Source organism: Rhizobium sp. BK602 (genome assembly GCF_014195095.1).
Lineage (GTDB): Bacteria > Pseudomonadota > Alphaproteobacteria > Rhizobiales > Rhizobiaceae > Rhizobium.
In genome coordinates this window covers 266,160-284,185 of sequence record NZ_JACIBC010000004.1, presented here as the reverse complement: position 1 = coordinate 284,185, position 18,026 = coordinate 266,160, and the positions used below count along the sequence as shown (strand labels likewise).

General features: G+C 61.7%; 16 protein-coding genes. 11 read left to right on the top strand and 5 right to left on the bottom strand.

Annotated elements, in window-relative coordinates; genetic code table 11:
* Nucleotides 1–9 precede the first annotated feature (9 nt).
* Nucleotides 10–690 carry a sugar transferase gene (locus FHX11_RS15035; RefSeq protein WP_184358446.1) on the bottom strand — a complete coding sequence of 227 codons (681 nt, stop codon included), beginning with the start codon at nucleotides 688–690 and terminating at the stop codon, nucleotides 10–12.
* 740 nt (nucleotides 691–1,430) lie between these two features.
* Here FHX11_RS15035 and FHX11_RS15030 point away from each other — a divergent pair.
* Complete coding sequence (locus FHX11_RS15030; protein ID WP_184358445.1) at nucleotides 1,431–1,721, top strand: exopolysaccharide production repressor protein; 291 nt, start codon at nucleotides 1,431–1,433, stop codon at nucleotides 1,719–1,721.
* An 89-nt stretch (nucleotides 1,722–1,810) separates the two neighbouring features.
* A complete protein-coding gene (locus tag FHX11_RS15025; protein WP_184358444.1) occupies nucleotides 1,811–2,821 on the top strand; it encodes a glycosyltransferase family 2 protein in 1,011 nt (336 codons plus the stop codon).
* 23 nt (nucleotides 2,822–2,844) lie between these two features.
* Here FHX11_RS15025 and FHX11_RS15020 read toward each other — a convergent pair whose 3' ends face one another.
* A complete protein-coding gene (locus tag FHX11_RS15020) occupies nucleotides 2,845–3,786 on the bottom strand; it encodes a polysaccharide pyruvyl transferase family protein (protein WP_184358443.1) in 942 nt (313 codons plus the stop codon).
* Between the two features lie 85 nt (nucleotides 3,787–3,871).
* Nucleotides 3,872–4,831 (bottom strand): glycosyltransferase family 2 protein, encoded by a 960-nt coding sequence (locus FHX11_RS15015; protein WP_184358442.1) that lies wholly within the window; start codon nucleotides 4,829–4,831, stop codon nucleotides 3,872–3,874.
* Between the two features lie 120 nt (nucleotides 4,832–4,951).
* Between FHX11_RS15015 and FHX11_RS15010 the strand changes: the two genes are divergently transcribed.
* The 9 genes from FHX11_RS15010 to FHX11_RS14970 all read left to right on the top strand — a co-directional run bounded on the left by FHX11_RS15010 (nucleotide 4,952) and on the right by FHX11_RS14970 (nucleotide 16,424).
* Complete coding sequence (locus tag FHX11_RS15010) at nucleotides 4,952–6,439, top strand: lipopolysaccharide biosynthesis protein (protein ID WP_184358441.1); 1,488 nt, start codon at nucleotides 4,952–4,954, stop codon at nucleotides 6,437–6,439.
* 432 nt (nucleotides 6,440–6,871) lie between these two features.
* Nucleotides 6,872–7,954 (top strand): acyltransferase, encoded by a 1,083-nt coding sequence (locus FHX11_RS15005; protein WP_210292458.1) that lies wholly within the window; start codon nucleotides 6,872–6,874, stop codon nucleotides 7,952–7,954.
* A complete protein-coding gene (locus FHX11_RS15000) occupies nucleotides 7,951–8,754 on the top strand; it encodes a family 16 glycosylhydrolase (protein WP_184358440.1) in 804 nt (267 codons plus the stop codon). The genes FHX11_RS15005 and FHX11_RS15000 overlap by 4 nt, the downstream gene beginning before the upstream one ends.
* Nucleotides 8,755–8,859: 105 nt before the next feature.
* Nucleotides 8,860–10,068, top strand: coding sequence for a glycosyl transferase family 1 (locus tag FHX11_RS14995; protein WP_184358439.1), 1,209 nt, complete (start codon nucleotides 8,860–8,862; stop codon nucleotides 10,066–10,068).
* Nucleotides 10,065–11,063: a glycosyltransferase family 2 protein gene (locus tag FHX11_RS14990; RefSeq protein ID WP_184358438.1), complete on the top strand. Its 999-nt coding sequence runs from the start codon at nucleotides 10,065–10,067 to the stop codon at nucleotides 11,061–11,063. The genes FHX11_RS14995 and FHX11_RS14990 overlap by 4 nt, the downstream gene beginning before the upstream one ends.
* Nucleotides 11,060–12,031 (top strand): glycosyltransferase family 2 protein, encoded by a 972-nt coding sequence (locus tag FHX11_RS14985; RefSeq protein WP_184358437.1) that lies wholly within the window; start codon nucleotides 11,060–11,062, stop codon nucleotides 12,029–12,031. Before FHX11_RS14990 ends, FHX11_RS14985 begins: the two co-directional genes overlap by 4 nt.
* A complete protein-coding gene (locus FHX11_RS14980) occupies nucleotides 12,028–13,077 on the top strand; it encodes a glycosyltransferase family 2 protein (RefSeq protein WP_184358436.1) in 1,050 nt (349 codons plus the stop codon). Before FHX11_RS14985 ends, FHX11_RS14980 begins: the two co-directional genes overlap by 4 nt.
* Before the next feature lie 4 nt (nucleotides 13,078–13,081).
* The gene (locus tag FHX11_RS14975) at nucleotides 13,082–13,987 is read left to right on the top strand and encodes a UTP--glucose-1-phosphate uridylyltransferase (protein ID WP_184358435.1); all 906 of its coding nucleotides are present in this window, start codon (nucleotides 13,082–13,084) and stop codon (nucleotides 13,985–13,987) included.
* Between the two features lie 82 nt (nucleotides 13,988–14,069).
* Complete coding sequence (locus tag FHX11_RS14970; protein ID WP_184358434.1) at nucleotides 14,070–16,424, top strand: polysaccharide biosynthesis tyrosine autokinase; 2,355 nt, start codon at nucleotides 14,070–14,072, stop codon at nucleotides 16,422–16,424.
* Between the two features lie 12 nt (nucleotides 16,425–16,436).
* Here the strand turns inward: FHX11_RS14970 and FHX11_RS14965 are convergent, their stop codons facing one another.
* Nucleotides 16,437–17,324 carry a DMT family transporter gene (locus FHX11_RS14965; RefSeq protein ID WP_184358433.1) on the bottom strand — a complete coding sequence of 296 codons (888 nt, stop codon included), beginning with the start codon at nucleotides 17,322–17,324 and terminating at the stop codon, nucleotides 16,437–16,439.
* Nucleotides 17,325–17,455: 131 nt separating this feature from the next.
* Entirely contained in the window at nucleotides 17,456–18,016 is a 561-nt protein-coding gene (locus tag FHX11_RS14960) for an NADPH-dependent FMN reductase (protein WP_184358432.1), read from the bottom strand.
* Nucleotides 18,017–18,026: the final 10 nt, after the last annotated feature.

Genomic DNA, 18,026 nt, shown 5'->3' with positions numbered 1-18,026 from the left:
CGTTCGTCGTCAGTAGCTGCCGCGCGAAAGGCAGACCGCAGGAATGGTTTTGGCAATGATCATCATGTCGCTGCCAAGCGACCAGTTCTTGACGTAATGCGTATCGAAGGCGACGCGGCTCTCGTAGGAGACGTCGTTGCGGCCGCTGACCTGCCACAGGCCCGTCAGGCCGGGGCGCGACTGGAGATAGTAGATGGCGGAGGCGTCGTAACGCTCGAGTTCGTCCTCGACGACCGGACGGGGGCCGACGACGCTCATTTCGCCGCGAATGATATTGATGAGCTGCGGCAGTTCGTCGAGGCTCAACTTGCGGAGAACGGCGCCGACAAGAGTGACGCGGGGGTCATTCTGCAGCTTGCGCGTTTCACGCCATTCTTCCATGGCCCGCGGATTGTTTTGCAGATAGGCCTGCAGAACCCTGTCGCCGTCGACGACCATGGTGCGAAACTTCATGCAACGGAAGGTCTTGCCATTGTGACCGATGCGGCGATGACCGTAGAAGATAGGCCCCCGGTCCGAAAACTTCACCAGGAGCATAAGCATAAGGAAGAGAGGGCTGATCAGGATCAGCGCCGCCAGGGCGGCGCTCACGTCGAACGCCCTCTTTAGTACTCCACCTGTTGGCGGAAAAACGTCGTTTTCCGCAGCGCTGAAAAAAGCCGATGTGGCCGATCTCGTCGCAGACTTCATAGAGATCACTCCATTCATGTTGGCGAATTGGTCGGGAATGTCGGTCGCGTAGTTAGTGCTATGCAGCGAGGAGTGTAGGTCGGGATTTGGTTTTTTTAAGCCAAATTTTTATGGCGACGCGAATTCGTGGTACGCTTTTACCGCCAGCGCGCTGGAAGAGCCAAGTTCATTTGCTTATCGAGTAATAGTTCTTGCAGTATGTACGTTGTAAGAATGCCGAACAGATGTATTTCTTACGTGGGTGGCAATAGTCTAGGAGGGATTTAAAGATCATGTCGCCGGATTTTTTCATGGGTTTTAGCGGGGATAGGCTTTGACGGCTTGTGATCGTTCATGACTGGACTTGATATTGGGTGAAAAATATTGCGATGCAATAACATATTGCAGTGCACATATTGACGGCCCCTGTCGCGGGACTTTGTAATAAAAGTTGATTGAATTGTTTGAATTCCCGATCGCGGCACTAATCGATTAGCAGCATGAAAATTGTATGTGAAAATTTTGCGAACAACCTTTGATGGAGTGCCGTCAGAGGAAAAAACACAATAAATGCAATTGTACTTATTCCAGAGGAGTAGTTTTAACGAGGTCGGCGCTAGGGTCGTATCAATTTGTAACGGATTGCTCTGGATTGGTTGAATCTCAATGAATCATAAAATATATTTAAGTTCTGGGTCTACTGAGGGAGGAAAGACCTTGATTACTTTTCTTCAGATATTCGTGCGCGCGAGGTAAATCTTATGTACGCGCCACGTGTCTTCATCAGCATGGCGGGCACGCTAGCCGTTTTCGCCGTCGCGACTTATTTCCTGACGCATTCGCTTTCGGTTACGCTGATCGAAACGTTGATTTGCGCCATCCTGCTGCAGATCGGTTATTTCGCGGGTGTTGTTTTCCTGGTCTGGAAGGAACGCAATGCGCGCCATGCCTTGCTGAACGAAGGCATGGCCGGAACGCCGGCGCGCGACGGTGACAAGGTCGGCGGCCTGCCCGCGGCCAACCTCAATCGTTCCGAACCCTTCAATCCCTGACGCCGGTCTCTGGCGTATCTTTTGGTGACCATACGGTTGCCGGATTGCTGTTGTCGTCCTAAGTCTCCGACAGAACGATGGAGGCTGACTTGACCGACAGTGCCGAAAACAATGTCTGCGTAATCATTGCCGCGAAGAATGCCAGCGACACCATTGGGCTGGCCGTCGCTTCGGCGTTGCGCGAGCCGGAAGTGGCCGAGGTCGTCGTCATCGACGATGGTTCGACTGATGGCACGGCGGCGGCGGCAAGACAGGCGGATGATGGCACCGGACGGTTGATCATCGAGGAATTCGAGAGGAATCGCGGTCCATCGGCCGCGCGCAATCGCGCCATCGAGATATCGCGGGCACCGCTTATCGGCATCCTCGATGCTGACGATTTCTTCTTTCCGGGCCGCTTCAGGCCGTTGCTTGCCGACAACGACTGGGATTTCGCCGCCGACAATATCGCCTTCGTCGATGCCGATACGGTTCCGAACGCCTATACGATGCTCGACCGTTTTGATCCCAAACCGCGTTTTCTCGATCTGGTGGCCTTTGTCGAAGGCAATATCTCCAAGCGCGGCGTGCGGCGCGGCGAGATCGGCTTTCTGAAGCCGCTGATGCGGCGCTCGTTCCTCGACAGGCACGGCTTGCGCTACGACGAGGCGCTGCGGCTCGGCGAGGATTACGATCTCTATGTGCGGGCGCTCGCCAAGGGTGCGCGCTACAAGATCATCCATAGCTGCGGCTACGGCGCCGTCGTGCGCAGCAATTCGCTCAGCGGCCGGCATCGCACCGAGGATCTGCGCCGTCTCTACGAGGCGGACCGGGCGATCCTTGCCGCCGGCGGGTTGTCGCACAGCGACGCGGCCGCCATACGCCGCCATGAGGAGCATATTCGCGGCCGCTACGAACTGCGGCATTTTCTCGATGTGAAGTCGCAGTCCGGCCTTGCGGCCGCAGCCTCCTATGCCTTGGGCAAGCCGGCAGCTATCCCGGCCATCGCCGGCGGCATTCTCGCCGACAAGACCGAGCGTTTCCGCAAGGGTGGCGGCGCGCCGATCGCCCATTCGGGAACGAACGGCCTGCGCTATCTGCTGCAGGCCGTCCCCGAATAAGGGTTATCGAACTGGCTTTCGGGTCAGAAGTAATCGCGGCGGACGCCGTCGATCACCGCCATGAAACGCTCCTTGCGCGCGGCAAGGGCGGCATCGCTGCTCAATTGCGGCTTGCCCTTGCTGGCCTGCCACAGCGCCAGGGCCGACGGCACGGCGAGCGCCTGCTTGGCCATGACGCGAAGCGTCGTCTGTTCCGGATCGGCAACCACGGTTTCGCCCTCGCGCCGCTTCTCCAATTCCTCGGCCGCCTGTTCGTTGCGTTCGAAGCCGACGCCCCAGAAACGGGCGCCCTTGGCGATCGCTTCGGCGCGCGTGGAGACGGGAACATGTTTCGGCGCATAGGTGACGCCGAGCGAGCGGGCCCAGTCGTTCCATTTGAAGCTGTTGATCGACCGCGAGGTGCTGACGGCGATCCACGGCACGCGGAAGGCGTCGGCGAGGATGGCGCCGTGCATGGATTCGGCGACGATCAGCTCGGAGGTGGCGATCTCGCGGATCACGGCCTTCGCCTCGCCGCGCGGGTCGAGATAGGAGAGGCCGACGGTCTTGCAGATCTCCGGCCAGAGGCCCGCAGCGGCGGATTCCCAATGCGGCACGAAGGTGCGGCGGCCGCTCTTCGGCAGGTTTTTGAATTCCGGCATCTCGGTCACCATGACGGCCGGGTCGATGATGCCCATGTCCTGGGGCAGGCCGACCTTTTCGGCCGTCAGCGGGCCGCGCACGCTGCGGATATCCCATAGGTTCCGGTCGCTCATGTCGGGAAGCGAGCCATAGCCGAAGCCGCTGCCGATCACCAGCTTGCGGCCCTCGAGCGGCAGGATCAGGGTGTTGAGGACGGTGCCGACACCGACCAGCAATGTTTCTTCATGAACGTTGCGCAGGCCGGGGAGGAGAAAATCCCAGAGCCAGAGATTGAGATCGTCACCGAAATTGCCATGGGTGGATTCCCAGTGGAACGGCTTCATACAGGACTCCTTGCTAATCTAGAGACGAGCTGAACATGCATTGGCTCTAGCATGGGGCATGAACAGCTTTGCTGCGGTGCACAAACTAGGGCGCCAACTTGCCGGCGGCAAGCTGCATCGCGCTCTGCAATATGCCGGGGTCGCGCCAGGCCCATTTTGCCAGCAGCCCGACCTGCGGCACGCGCAGCCGCCGGAGCTGCCGCATCTGGCTCCAGAGAGCCTGCTTGCGGGCGCGGTTCTTGCAGTCGCGAATGGTGGCGATATCCTGTGGCCGGCGCGAAAAACGCTGTTCCAGCGTGTCGAGCGCCGTCCAGGTGTTGAACTGCTGGCGCAGGAATTGTGGGGAATCATTGTCGATGCTGTGGAAGATGTTCATGCCTTCGCCGCGCAGGGCGCCGGCATCTTCGCAGAGCAGCACGCGCTTGGCCGCCAGGATGCAATCGCAGAAGAACAGCACGTCCTCGGCCGCCAGCCGCAGCGCCGCTTCAAAGCGGATCTTCTCGAACAGCGGCCGGCCGATGACCATGCAGGAGAGGTGCAGAAAGCCCCAGTCCTTCAGCATCACGCTGGCGATGTCGGGAATTTCGATCAGCGACGGCCTGTCGGAAAGGCGCACGGCATCGGGGGCCTTTGCCAGCTCGTCCATGCCGAAGTGATAGGAAAACTCCTCGCCGCCCTCGATCGAGTCCCAATAGCAGTCGGCATCGTGGCGCGTCAGCGCCGCGAAGGCATTGCCGAGATGCTGTGGCGTCCATTCGTCGTCGGAATCGAGGAAGGCGACGAAGCGGCTTGTCGCCGGCACATTGTCGAGGCCGGCATTGCGCGCGCCGCCGGGGCCGGCATTGGGTTGACGGATGACCGTGATGCGCCGACGTTCCTCGTCCGAGAGAGATTGAAGTTCGCTTTCGGCGGGGAGCGGCGATTCATCATCGATGATGAGGATATCGAAATCCTGAAACTCTTGCCTAGATATCGACCTCAATGCGCGCTGCAGAATGCCTGTCTGTTTCTGGTAGAAGGGGATAACAATCGTAATTGACGCCATTTTTTCGCCTTACGTTTTTCAACAAAGAGTTTGCGCCCCCCTCCCAGGGTCGCGGACATGCATTTTTCGACAATCTTCATCGCTGATCTCCAGCCGCCCCCCAAGAGATAGGATGTCGTCATGACCTCAACAGTTAGCGTCCGTTCGATAACGAACAATGTCGGATGGAGCGTTTTATCGAAGACAAGTACGTTCGGATTGAAATTTGTCACCGTGCCGATCCTGGCGCGCATTCTGACCCCGGAGGAATTCGGCGTCGTCGCCGTGGCGCTGACGGTGGTGCAGTTCCTCGCAATGATCGGCGGCGCGGGGCTCACCTCGTCTCTCGTCATCCAGGAAAAGGAGGACATGCTCACCATTCACTCCGTCTTCTGGGTCAATCTGGCGGTGTCGCTGTTGATGGCGACGGGTCTTTACGTCTTCGCCGACTTCTTCGCAACATTGCTGGGCGCAAGTGAGGCAGCCTATCTTTTGCGTATCATGGCCTTCATGATTCCCATCCAGCTCGCCGCCGATGTGGCCTATTCCATCCTGGCGCGGCGGATGAATTTCAGCAAGGATGCGGTCTGGAGCATGATTTCCGAGACGTCTGGGGCGCTGATCGCGGTCGCGCTCGCCTGGTTCGGTTATGGCGTCTGGTCGCTGGTGGCACAGCTTTTCGTCTCGGCCACCGTGCGCCTCGTCGGGCTCTACACCGTCGCCCGCTATTTCCCCCGGCCGGTCTTTTCCTTCAGCCGCGTCCGCGGATTGACGAAATTCTCCTTCGGGATGATGGGCTCGGAAATCGCCAATTTCGTCACCTTCCAGTCACCGATGGTGATCATCGCCCGCTATCTGGGTCTTGCCGATGCCGGCGCCTATTCCGCCGGCAACCGCTTTGCCAGCATTCCCAACCAGGTCGTGCTTTCCGCCGTCATGGGCGTGCTGTTTCCGGCCTTCAGCCACATGATGCACGACCGCAAGCGCCGCTCGGATGCGCTGATGCTGAGCACGCAGGTCACGACCGTGCTGCTGGCGCCGATGATGTTCGGGCTGTGGGCGATCGCCGAGCCGGCCATGCTGGTCCTCTTCGGGCAGAAATGGGCCTATGCCTGGCCGGTGCTCGGGCTTTTGGCGCTGTCCAAGGCCATCCTGACGCCGTGCAGCACCTTCATCCCCTATCTCAAGGGCGTCGGCCGCGGCAATGTCCTGTTCTGGTCGGCGGTCATCCGCGCCATCATCACCACGGCCGCGGTTGCCTATGGCGCGATCACGGGCGACCTGATCAATGCCATGGTCTGGCTCTGCATCGTCAGCGTCGTCACGCTGGTCTTCTATTCCTGGGCGGTCTTCCGCGCCGACGGCACGCCGTTCCTGCAGGGATTCTACGTCAGCAACCGGCCGATGATCACCGCCCTCGTCATGGCGCTCATCGTCCGTTTCATGCTCGATCATCTGAAGCTGGCAATGCCGAGCGCCATCCTGCAGGTCATCGTCGGTTCGGTCGTGGGCGGCGCGATCTACCTCGTCTTCGTGCTTCTGACGGAGAAGGCACTGGTGCGCAAACTCGTCGAACTCGTGCGGTCGCGCCGGGCGCCGAAGGCGGAGCCGCAACCGGCGGCAGAATGACGCCGCCGTAACTTTCGCAGCCAGCTTGCATCGCTGCAGCATTTTGATCCTCTTTCGATCACAATTTTTGTGGCGGTGCAAAAAAATGTTCACCGAATCGGAAAATTTCGTAGGGTGGTCGGAAGCTGCCTTTTTCGTTCACAAAATATTACGCGGCACTTAAATCCTTTTAATAACACGGAGTTTCATAGGGTTCGGGCGGTTTTGTATCTCTGATTTATGGCCCTTTTTCCCCTTGAATCGATTGAAATCACCGGCAGTGCGCTCTTGTTTTTTGCTGCACTGCCATATTTCCTTTCCCTAGATCGCCCTAGGTTAGCTCCGCGGGCTCTCGTCTGCTCTGGTTGAAACGGCCGCACGGGGGAGCGGCCTGGAAAAGGGGTGACAGACATCGTGAATGTGACTGCCAACGTGTCCTCGCGGATAAATCTCATGCGCATCGTGCTCATCTCGGGCATCGTATTTGTACATATCCCGTTCGATACGGATTCCAGCCCGTTCATCGGCACCTATGGCCTGTTCGACTGGCTACGGGTCTTCCTGCGCGACAGCCTGTTTCGCGTCGGTGTCCCGTGCCTCAGCGCCATTTCCGGCTATCTGCTCTTCCGTCACGGCACGACAAAGCTCGATTACGGCAAGACCGTTCGCCGCAAGGCGAAGACCGTTCTTCTGCCTTTCCTGTTGTGGAACGGCGCCTTCTTCCTGTTTGTGCTGGTGCTGCAGAGCCGTGGTATCGGCGACGGCTACCTGCCCGACCTTTCGAACGCCAGCCCGCGCACGCTGACGACGATGCTGTTTGCGATCGACGGCGCGCCGATCAATCTGCCGCTCTATTTCCTGCGCGATCTCTTCGTCTGCATCCTTTTGTCGCCGGTGCTGGCCTTCCTGATCAGCCGCTTCCCGCTGTCGACACTGACGGTGCTGCTGCTGCTCGCCGCCGTGCCGGTCTCGCTCGGTCTCGTGCTCAGGAATTCGATCCTCTTCAGCTTCAGCTTCGGCATCTATCTGAGCCTTTACCGCGTCGACCTGACGATCATCGATCGTTATGCGGAGCTGATCGGCCCGGCCTTCCTCGCGCTTGCCGCGCTGATGGCGACGGGTGCCTATCTCACCGGGCCCGAGCTGCCGCTCTGGCTCGAGATCACCCGCAACACGATGGTGCTTGTCGGTATTCCCGGCTTCTGGGCTTTGTCGGCGATCTTCATCAGGAGCCGGCTCGGCCGGGGCCTGGCGGGAACCGGCGGCCTGAGCTTCTGGGTCTTCTGCGCCCATTATCCGCTGCTCTTCTGCCTCTGGGTCCTGTGGAACCGCGGCGGCAGCGACACCTATCCGATCTTCTATCTGTTCGCCGCCGCCATCACCCTGATGGTGCTGCCGCTGACCAATGGCATGGCGCGTTCCGCCCTGCCGTCCTTCTACAACCTGCTGACCGGCAGCCGGACACGCGCGCGCATCGAGACCAAGGTCGTCGCCGAATGCCCGCAGTCGGCTTCCAAGCAAAAGGTGAATTCATGACGAAACCGATCGCCCACGCGCGCAGATTAAGCCTTGTCTCCCTGGCCATCGTCAGCGCCGGTCTGCTTCCCGGCGCCGTCGCCGCGCAGGAGGACCAGCCGAACGGAACATCCTTCGTCGATACGTTCCAGAAGATCGACAACAGCCGCTGGTACATTTCCGACGGCTGGAACAATGGTCCGCATCAGAATTGCACCTGGTCGAAGAAGCAGGTCGGCATCGAGGATGGCGCGCTGCAGCTGCGCTTCACGCAGGGCAAGACCGGCGCGCGCGATTATGCCTGCGGCGAGATCCAGACGACCAAGCGCTATGGCTTCGGCACCTACGAAGCGCGCTATCGCACAGCGACCGGCTCCGGTCTCAATTCGGCGTTCTTCACCTATATCGGCCCGACCGACAAGAAGCCGCATGACGAGATCGATTTCGAAGTCCTCGGCAAGAATGCCGGGCAGGTGCAGGTCAATCAATACATCTCCGCCAAGGGCGGCAACGAGAAACTGGTCGCCGTCCCCGGCGGCGCCGACCAGGGCTTCAACGACTATGCCTTCGTCTGGCAGAAGGACCGGCTTCGCTATTATGTGAACGGCCAGCTGGTCCAGGAGGTCACCGATCCCTCGAAGATCCCCTCGCACGCCCAGAAGATCTTCTTCAGCCTCTGGGGCACCGACACGCTCAAGGGCTGGATGGGCAACTTTGCCTATGGCGGCAGCCCGGCGGTCATGCAGATCCAGCGCGTCGCCTTCACCGCCGAGGGTGACAAGTGCCAGTTCCCGGAGTCGATCGCCTGCAAACTGAACTGATCCATGCCGGCCGGGAAACGGGTTTTCCGGCCGGACGCTCTGCCGTGATGCAACACAAAAGAAACGAAACGCCTGGCCGCGGCCAGACACGAAAACGGAAGTTTTATGCTGCATATTCTCTACTTCGTCCATGATCTTGCCGACCCTGCCGTCCGCAGGCGGGTGCTCATGCTGCAGGCGGGCGGAGCACGGGTGACGCTGGCGGGCTTCCGGCGTGACGACAATGCGCTCGCGGCCGTTCACGGCATCGAACCGATCGAACTCGGACGCACGCGCGACGCGCAGTTCGCGCAACGTATCGCCGCCGTTGCCAAGTCGGCGCTGAAGCTGCGCGGTTCATTGCGCGGCGTCGACAGGCCCGACGTGATCATCGGCCGCAATCTCGAGATGCTCGCCGTCGCCAACCGGGCGCGCGCGATTTTCGGCGGCGACATGCCGGTCGTTTACGAATGTCTGGATATTCATCGCCTGCTGCTGCGCCCGGATATGTTTGGCGGCGCGCTTCGCGGGATCGAGCGTCATTTCGGCGCGGATGCCGCCCTGCTTCTGACCAGTTCTCCCGCCTTCGTCGAGCGCTATTTCCGGCCGCGCTCCGGCCTCGATCTGCCGATCGTCCTGTTGGAAAACAAGGTTCTGGCGCTCGACGGCACGGTCGAACAGCCGGTGCTCGCGCCACGGCCGCCGGCCAAGGGCGAGCCCTGGAGGATCGGCTGGTTCGGTGCGCTTCGCTGCCGCAAGTCCCTGCAGCTGCTGTCTGATTTCGCGCGCCGCATGGACGGACGCTTCGAAATCATCCTGCGCGGCCGGCCTGCCTATTCGGAATTTGGCGATTTCGACGGCAGCGTGCGCGCCGCGCCGCATCTGCGCTTTGCCGGTCCCTACAAGAACCCGGAGGATCTGTCCGCGATCTACGGCGAGGTGCAATTTTCCTGGGCGATCGATTTCTTCGAGGAAGGGCTGAATTCGAGCTGGCTGCTGCCGAACCGGCTTTACGAAGGCGGTCTCCACGGCGCCGTGCCGATCGCCATGGACGGTACCGAAACCGGGCGGTTCCTGTCCAGCCGGAAGATCGGCCTGACGCTCGAAAAGGCCGATGTGGCCGATCTCGTTTCGCGTCTCGGCGACATGAGCGAGGAGCGCTATCTCGCCGCTTTCGACGCCGTGGCGTTGCAGGATCGCCGGCAATGGATGACCGATCGCGCCGACTGTCAGGGCCTCGTGCAGCGGCTGGCGTCGCTCACCCGCGCCAACGGTCAGACCGCCGAGTTACAAACCCTCCCACAATTGCATCGCAATAGAGGTGGATTGCAATGAAGACTGGAGTTTCCAAGCATATGCGTTGCCTGATCGTGATCCCCTGCCTCAACGAGGAAAAGCACATCGAGCCGCTGATCGCCAAGCTGGGCAGCGCCTTGGACGAGCTCGACGCCAGGATCGTGGTGGCCGATGGCGGCAGCACGGACAGGACACGGGATATCGTCAGGCAGATCGCCGAGGCCGACCCGCGCGTGCTGCTGCTCGACAATCCCAAGCGGCTGCAGAGCGCCGCGATCAACCTGACCATCGAAACCTTCGGCGACGATTACGATTATATGATCCGCATCGATGCCCATGGCGATTACCCCGCCGATTACTGCCAGAGACTGGTGGAGGAAGCCGATGCCACGGGCGCGGATTCCGTTGTCGTCGCCATGCGAACCATGGGCTTCAGCGCCTTCCAGAAGGCGACGGCGGTGGCGCAGAATTCCAAGCTCGGCAATGGCGGCTCCAAGCATCGCGAGGGTGCCAAGGGCCATTGGGCCGATCATGGCCATCATGCCCTCATGCGTGTTGCGGCCTTCCGATCGGTCGGCGGTTATGACGAGACCTTCAGCCACAACGAGGATGCCGAGCTGGACTACCGGCTGCGCCAGGCGGGCTATCGCATCTGGCTGACCGACAAGACGACGATGACCTATTATCCGCGCTCCAGCATCCCGACGCTGTTCCGGCAGTATCTCGGCTATGGCCGTGGCCGGGCGCGCAATATCCTGAAGCACCGCAGCATGCCGAGCCTGCGCCAGATGCTGCCGCTGGCCGTCGTGCCGATCTTCATCGGCGCCTTCCTCGCCATCCTCAACTGGATTGCCGTCATCCCCGTCAGCCTCTGGGCCTTTGCCTGCATCGCCTATGGATTCTGGATCGCGCTCGGCCAGCGCAACCCCTATGGGCCGCTTGCCGCGATTTCGGCGATGGTCATGCACTTCGCCTGGTCGATGGGCTTCTGGCTGGAAGTGCTGAAGTTCCGCAGCCGCAAGGTGGTGTCATGACACAGACGCATGAAAGCCGGGCGCATGAAAGCCGGGCGCATGAAAGCCGGGGCGTGAAGATCGACATCGCCATCTGCACCTATCGACGCGCCGAACTGGATCAGACCCTGCTGTCGCTGGCGGTTCTGACGGTGCCGGCCGGCGCGGCTGTCCGCATCATCGTTGCCGACAATGACGTGACGCCGAGCGCGCGCGGCCGCGTCGAGGCGATGCGGTCGGCGGTGCCCTTCGAGATCGCCTATGTGCATTGCCCGGCCTCGAATATCTCCATTGCCCGCAATGCCTGCCTCGAGCACGCTACCGGCGATTTCGTCGCTTTCATCGATGACGACGAGACCGCTTCGGAGGATTGGCTTGCGGAATTGCTGGTGACGGCGGATACGACCGGCGCCGACGCGGTTCTGGGACCGGTGCGCGCCGTCTATCCGAACGTGGCCCCCGGATGGATGCGGCGCGGCGATTTCCATTCGACCCTGCCGGTCTGGGTCGCCGGTGACATCCGCACGGGCTATACCTGCAACGTGCTGCTCCGGCGCAAGGCGCCGTCGCTGGCTGGGCGGCGCTTCAACCTCGCGCTCGGCCGCAGCGGCGGCGAGGACACGGAATTCTTCACCCACATGCACCAGGCGGGCGGTCGCATCGCCTTTGCCGAGGACGCTCTCGTCTACGAGCCGGTGCCGAGCGGGCGCGCCAAGCTCGCCTGGCTTTCCAAGCGGCGCTACCGCATGGGGCAGACGCATGGACGGATGCTGCTGGAGGGAGCGGCCGGCCTTGGACGCCTGAAGGCGGTCGCGGTTGCCGGCGCCAAGTCGGCCTATTGCTTTGGTGCCGCCGTGCTTCTCTCTCCCCTGCCGGTGCAGCGTCATCGCTACGGCCTGCGCGGCATCATGCATGCCGGCGTGGTCAGCGGCCTGTTCGGCGTCCGCGAAATCGAACAATACGGAAATCTGGAGAAAGCGCCGCAATGACGGAATTCGTGCCTGATGTCAGCTTCGTCATCGCCGCCTACAATGCCGAGGAGACGCTGGAGCGCGCCATCGACAGCGCGCTGGCGCAGGGCGCGGTCAGCATGGAGGTGATCGTCGTCGACGATTGCTCCAGCGATGGCACCCGCGACATCGTCGGCAATCATCCCGATCCGCGCGTGCGGCTGGTGGCCATGCCACGCAATGGCGGGCCGGGTGCGGCGCGCAATGCCGGGCTGGACGCGGCGCGGGGCCGCTGGGTCTCGGTGCTCGATTCCGACGACGCGTTGCGGCCCGACCGCATGGCGCGGCTGCTGGCGCGGGCCGAGAAGGCCGAGGCACAGATCGTCATCGACAATCTCGACGTCATCCGCGGCGAGAGCGAGGCGGCCGGCACCATGTTCCCGGATGCCATGCTGGCGCGCATGCCGATCCTGACGCTCGCGAAATTCATCTCGTCGAACATGATTTTCCAGTCCGAGCACAATCTCGGCTACACCAAGCCGGTCTTCGAACGGGCCTTTCTCGAAAAGCACCGCCTGCGCTTCGACGAAGCCCTCAGGATCGGCGAGGACTACATCTTTCTCGCATCCGCGCTGGCCAGAGGCGGCGTCTGCGCGGTCGAGCCGATGGCAGGCTATCTCTATTATATCCGCGACGGCTCGATCTCGCGGGTGCTGAAGCAGCATCACGTCGAAGCGATGATCGCCGCCGATGCCAAGTTTTTTGCCGAACATCCTTTCGGTGCCGCCGCCCTTGCCGCACAGCGACGACGGACGCGGAACCTGAAGGACGTACTGTCCTTCCTGATGCTGATCGACAGCCTCAAGGATGGCGCCCTACCGGCCGCGCTGAAGATTGCATGCCGCAATCCACGCGCGGTTCGCCACCTGCGCATGCCGATTGCAGCTCGCCTTCGTCGTCTTGCCGCCTCCCTTCGCGGTGGCGGCGGAACACCCGTCCTTGCGGGCGGCGAAGTGGCTGCGGCCTCGCAAATCTCCTCCTCCCTCCCCAGTCTGGGCGCAGGCCCTCACTCTAACAAAGGATAGAGCCATGGACCGTAAGCTTCCTGTGAGAAAAGCAGTCATTCCGGTTGCCGGCAACGGAACCCGTTTCCTGCCTGCCACAAAGGCAATGCCGAAGGAAATGCTGACGATCGTCGATCGTCCGGTGGTGCAATATGCCGTCGATGAAGCCATCGAGGCCGGCATCGAGCACATCGTCTTCGTCACCAGCCGCAACAAGACGTCGATCGAGGATCATTTCGACGACACGCCGGAGCTGATTTCCTCGCTGAACCGGGCGGGCAAGACCAAGCAGGTTTCCGAACTGGAGCGCCTTCTGCCGCGCGCCGGCTCCGTCAGCTTCACCCGCCAGCAGGCGCCGCTCGGCCTCGGCCACGCCGTCTGGTGCGCCCGCGACCTGATCGGCAACGAACCCTTCGCGCTGCTGCTGCCCGACATGGTCTGCCACGGCCTGCGCGGCTGCACGGCCGGGCTGATGGATCTCTACAACGAAGTCGGCGGCAATGTCGTCGGCGTCGAGGAATGCGCGCCGGAAGAAACGTCGAGCTATGGTATTATCGGCAGGGGAGCGCCGGTTCGCCATGGCTTCGGCGTGACCAAAATGGTTGAAAAGCCGCATCCTTCGGAGGCGCCTTCCAACTTTTACCTTAATGGTCGTTATATTCTGCAGCCCGAAATCTTCGATATTCTGGCGCGGCAGGAACGCGGCGCCGGTAATGAGATCCAGCTCACCGACGGCATGCGTCGCCTGTCCGAAACACAGGGTTTCCATGCTCAGGCCTATAATGGACGGACTTACGATTGCGGATCGAAGCAGGGCTTCATCGAGGCGAACGTCGCCTTTGCGCTCGCGCGTGCCGACATCGGCGGTCTCGTCTATGACTCGATCCGAAGCCTGGTTCTCTCGCACGAAGCGCAGATGACCGCAGCTTAAACCAACACACTTCCGCCTGCGGCCCTGGCGGCCGCAGGCCAGAGCCGTTATTCAATTAGGCTTCTCCGACAAGGTGGTCGCCATGCACCAGAAAAACTTTACGTTCCACAGCGCCGTCCCCAAGCCGGAGGAGCAGGATGGCTTTATCGACCTCGATCGCCTGATGGCGGTCGTGATCCGTCGCATCCGTACCATCATGACGGGCGTGATCATTCTCGTCGCTTTGGCGGTCGCCTATCTCTTGACCGCGACCTCGAGCTATACGTCGATGACGCAGATATTGCTCGACGAAAACATGACCAAATATGCGGAGGACCAGCCGCCGCCGGCCAGCAGCCAGCAGGCCGACATGGATATCGCCAGCGCCGTCGAGATTTTGAAGTCCAACGAGATGGCGCTGCGCGTCGTCGATTCGGCCGGTCTCGTCGACAACGACACCATTCTCAATCCGCCGCAATCGCCGGTGGCCCTGATCAAATCCGGCATCAAGCTGGTGGTCAGCGCCTTCAAGCCGGCCCGTCCGCCCCTGTCGCCCGAGGAAGCGCGGGAGGCGCAGCGGCAGATGGTGGCGGCCATGTTGCAGGATGCTCTCAAGGTGGAGCGCGTCACGCGCTCGTCGGTCGTGTCCGTCTCGTTCAGCTCGACCGATCCGCAGCTCGCCGCAAAGGTGACCCGCGCCTATGCCGACGCCTATCTGACCGACCAGCTCAATGCCAATTTCGATGCCACGGAGCGGGCCTCCGTCTGGCTGCAGGAGCGGCTGAACGACCTGCGCCAGCGTGCGCAGGAAGCATCGCTGGAAGTCGAGAAATACAAGGCTGACAACGGCCTGACCTCGACCGGCGGCGAACTGATGTCGGAACAGCAGATTTCCGATCTCAACAAGCAGCTGATCATTGCCCAGGCCGATACGGCCAGCGCTTCGGCCCGCTACAACCAGTACAAGTCGATCATCGACCAGGGACCGGACAATGCGGTGAAGAACGCGACGATCTCCTCCAGCCAGACTGACAATTCGGTCTTGCAGGATCTGAAGACGCGCTATCTCGCCGTCCAGAAGCGCGAGCAGGACGTAACGCAGAACTTCGGCGCCGACCATCCCCAGGCGATAGCGCTGAAGGCCGAGCGCCAGGACATCACGCGTCAGATCTACGAGGAGCTCCAGCAGCTCACCGCGAGCTACAAGAATGAATATGACGTGGCGCAATCGCGTGCCGTGTCGCTGCGCGAAAGCATCGAGGGCGTCGTCGGCAAGAATTCCGAGGCCAACAAATCCCTCGTTCACCTGAACGAACTCAACCAGAGGGCAACGGCGCTGAAGACGCTCTATGAAGCCTATCTGGGTCGTTACGAGCAGGCGGCGCAGCAGCGCTCCTTCCCGATCGCCAAGGCGCGCGTCATCTCGGCGGCTGGCGTTCCGACGGCGCCGTCGAGCCCGAAGAAGACGCTGGTACTGGCGCTTTCGATCATTCTCGGTCTGATGGCCGGCGGTGCCTTTGCCGCGTTCCAGGAGTTCCGCGACCGCTACTTCCGCGTCGAGGGCGATGTGCGCGCGGCGCTCGGGCTCAAATTCCTGGGCTATCTGCCATTGCTCGGCCAACAGGGCTTTGCCAAGAAGAAAGGCCGCAAGCGCAAGCTCGGGCCGGAACCCGCGACGGCGACGGCAGCTGCGGAGGAGGGCGAGAACGGTGTTGCTTTCGAGCGTATCATGCGCGTTTCCGTCGAGGCGCCCCGGTCGATCTTCGCCGAGACCCTGCGCAACGCCAAGCTTGCCAGCGACGTCATGCTGCAAGGGCGTGCCGACCGGGTGATCGGCGTCGTCTCGGCGCTGCCCGGCGAGGGCAAGTCGACAACCGCCGCCAATTTCGCCGCCCTGCTTGCCAGCAGCGGCAAGCGCACGCTGCTGATCGACGCCGACTTGCGCAATCCCGGTCTCAGCCGGACGCTGAGAACGCCGCCGCAGGTCGGTCTCATCGAGGCCGCGCTCGGTGAAGTGCCCTGGGCCAGTGCCGTCAAGGTCGACCCGCGCACCAAGCTTGCCATCCTGCCGGTGGTGCTGCGTGACCACCTGCTGCATACCAGCGAGCTTCTCTCCTCGCAGGGCATGATGACCCTGATGGAGAATGCCCGGAAGATGTTCGACTATATCGTGGTCGACCTGGCACCGCTCGGGCCGGTCATCGATGCCAAGGCCTTCGCGCCGCAGGTCGATGCCTTCCTGCTGGTTGCCGAATGGGGTGCGACCCCGACCAATCTGGTGCGGGATCTGCTGGAGCAGGAGCCGCAGATCAATTCGCGTGTTCTCGGCGTCATCCTCAACAAGACGGATATGTCCGAGCTGTCGCGCTATAGCGATTTCGGCGGCACCGAACGCTACCGGCAGAAATATGTCAGCTACTACACCGAAGATCACCCCCGCACCGAGGTGGAGGCGTAACAGCCTCCACCGTCACCGCCCGGCGGCTTTCGACCGGGCGCGGGCCAGGGCATGTTCACGCCAGATCGTGAAGATGCCCGCGCCCACGACGATGACGGCACCGGCAATCATGTTGAGGCCGAGCGTTTCGCCAAAGATCGCAACGCCGATGATCGCGGAGAAGACGAGCTGCAGGTAGGTGAGCGGCTGGATCACCACCGCGTCGAGAAGATCATAGGCGCGGATGAGGCAATAATGGCTCGTCACGCTGGTCACGCAGAGCAGGCCCATGAAGATCCAGTCCTGCGGCAGAAGCGGCATCCAGAAGAAAGGCCCGACGGCGCTCATCGCGATGGCGCCGACAACGCCCGTATAGAGAAAGCTCGTCATCGCCGAATCCTCGCGGCTGACATAGCGGGTGATGACGACATAAAGCGAAAAGATGAAGGCGCCGGCGAGCGGAACCAGAAAGCGGATGTCGAAGACGCCGCTGTCCGGCTTCAGGATCAGCAGCACGCCGACAAAACCAACGCAAATCGCCAGCCAGCGCCGCCAGCCGACCTTTTCCCCGAGGATCGGCACGGACAGCATCGCCACGATCAGCGGACCGGAAGAGAAAATCGCCTGCGAATGCGCAAGCCCGACCATGACGAAGGACGAAATGGCAATGACGATCTGCACGGCCAGCAGCAGTCCGCGAGCGACCTGCAGGCCGGGCCGGCTGGTCCGGACGGCCACCTGCAATCCGCCGGGCGCGCGCGATGCGAGCGCAATGGCAAACAGCATGAAGCCCCAATAGCGGATCATCGCCACCAGGAGCGGCGGATAGGCGCTGACAAGATGTTTCGAAATGCCGTCCTGCAGGGCGAAAATGCTGATCGCCAAAAGCGTGAAGACATAACCGGCGGTATTGGATTTCATTGCGTCTCGAAGGAAGATCGTATGCGGGGCCCCGGACGCGCCCATCGACTCGGGCGCTATCCGTCAGCATAGGTCATTCGATCTTTCAATCATAGGCTTTGAACGAGATCCGGACGCGCAAAACGCGTCGGTCAGCCCCCGCGCGTGCCATCGGCGAAAGCGGCAAAGCCCTGGAGGAAGGCGGTGAGATTGTGCTTCACCTTCTCATCCACGATCCGGCCGTCGGCATCGAAGACGCCGCCGGCGCGTGAGACCATCAGCCGGCCGCCGAACCAGGGGTTGGTGCCCAGCGTGCGCAGCACGGGCAGCCAGGCATTCTGGCTGAGGATCGTGCCGAAATTGCCCGGCGACGCGCCGAGAATGGCGACCGGTTTGCCGCCGAAGACGCGGGCAATATCGTCCGACGGCCGGCTCATCCAGTCGATGGCATTCTTGAAGACGCCCGGCAGGGAGTTGTTGTATTCCGGCGTGAAGAGGATCAGGCCATCGGCGGCCGCCGTCAGATCCTTCAGTTCTCTCACCTTCGCCGGAATGCCCTCGTCGGCTTCGACATCGGCGTCATAGAGCGGCACCCCATGGATGGTCGCGGCCGTGAACTCGACACCTTCAGGCGCAAGCTCGGCCGCGGCGCGCAGAAGGGCCGTGTTGAAGGAGCCCTTGCGGAGGCTGCCCGATATGCCAAGAATTTTCATCGTGTTCTCC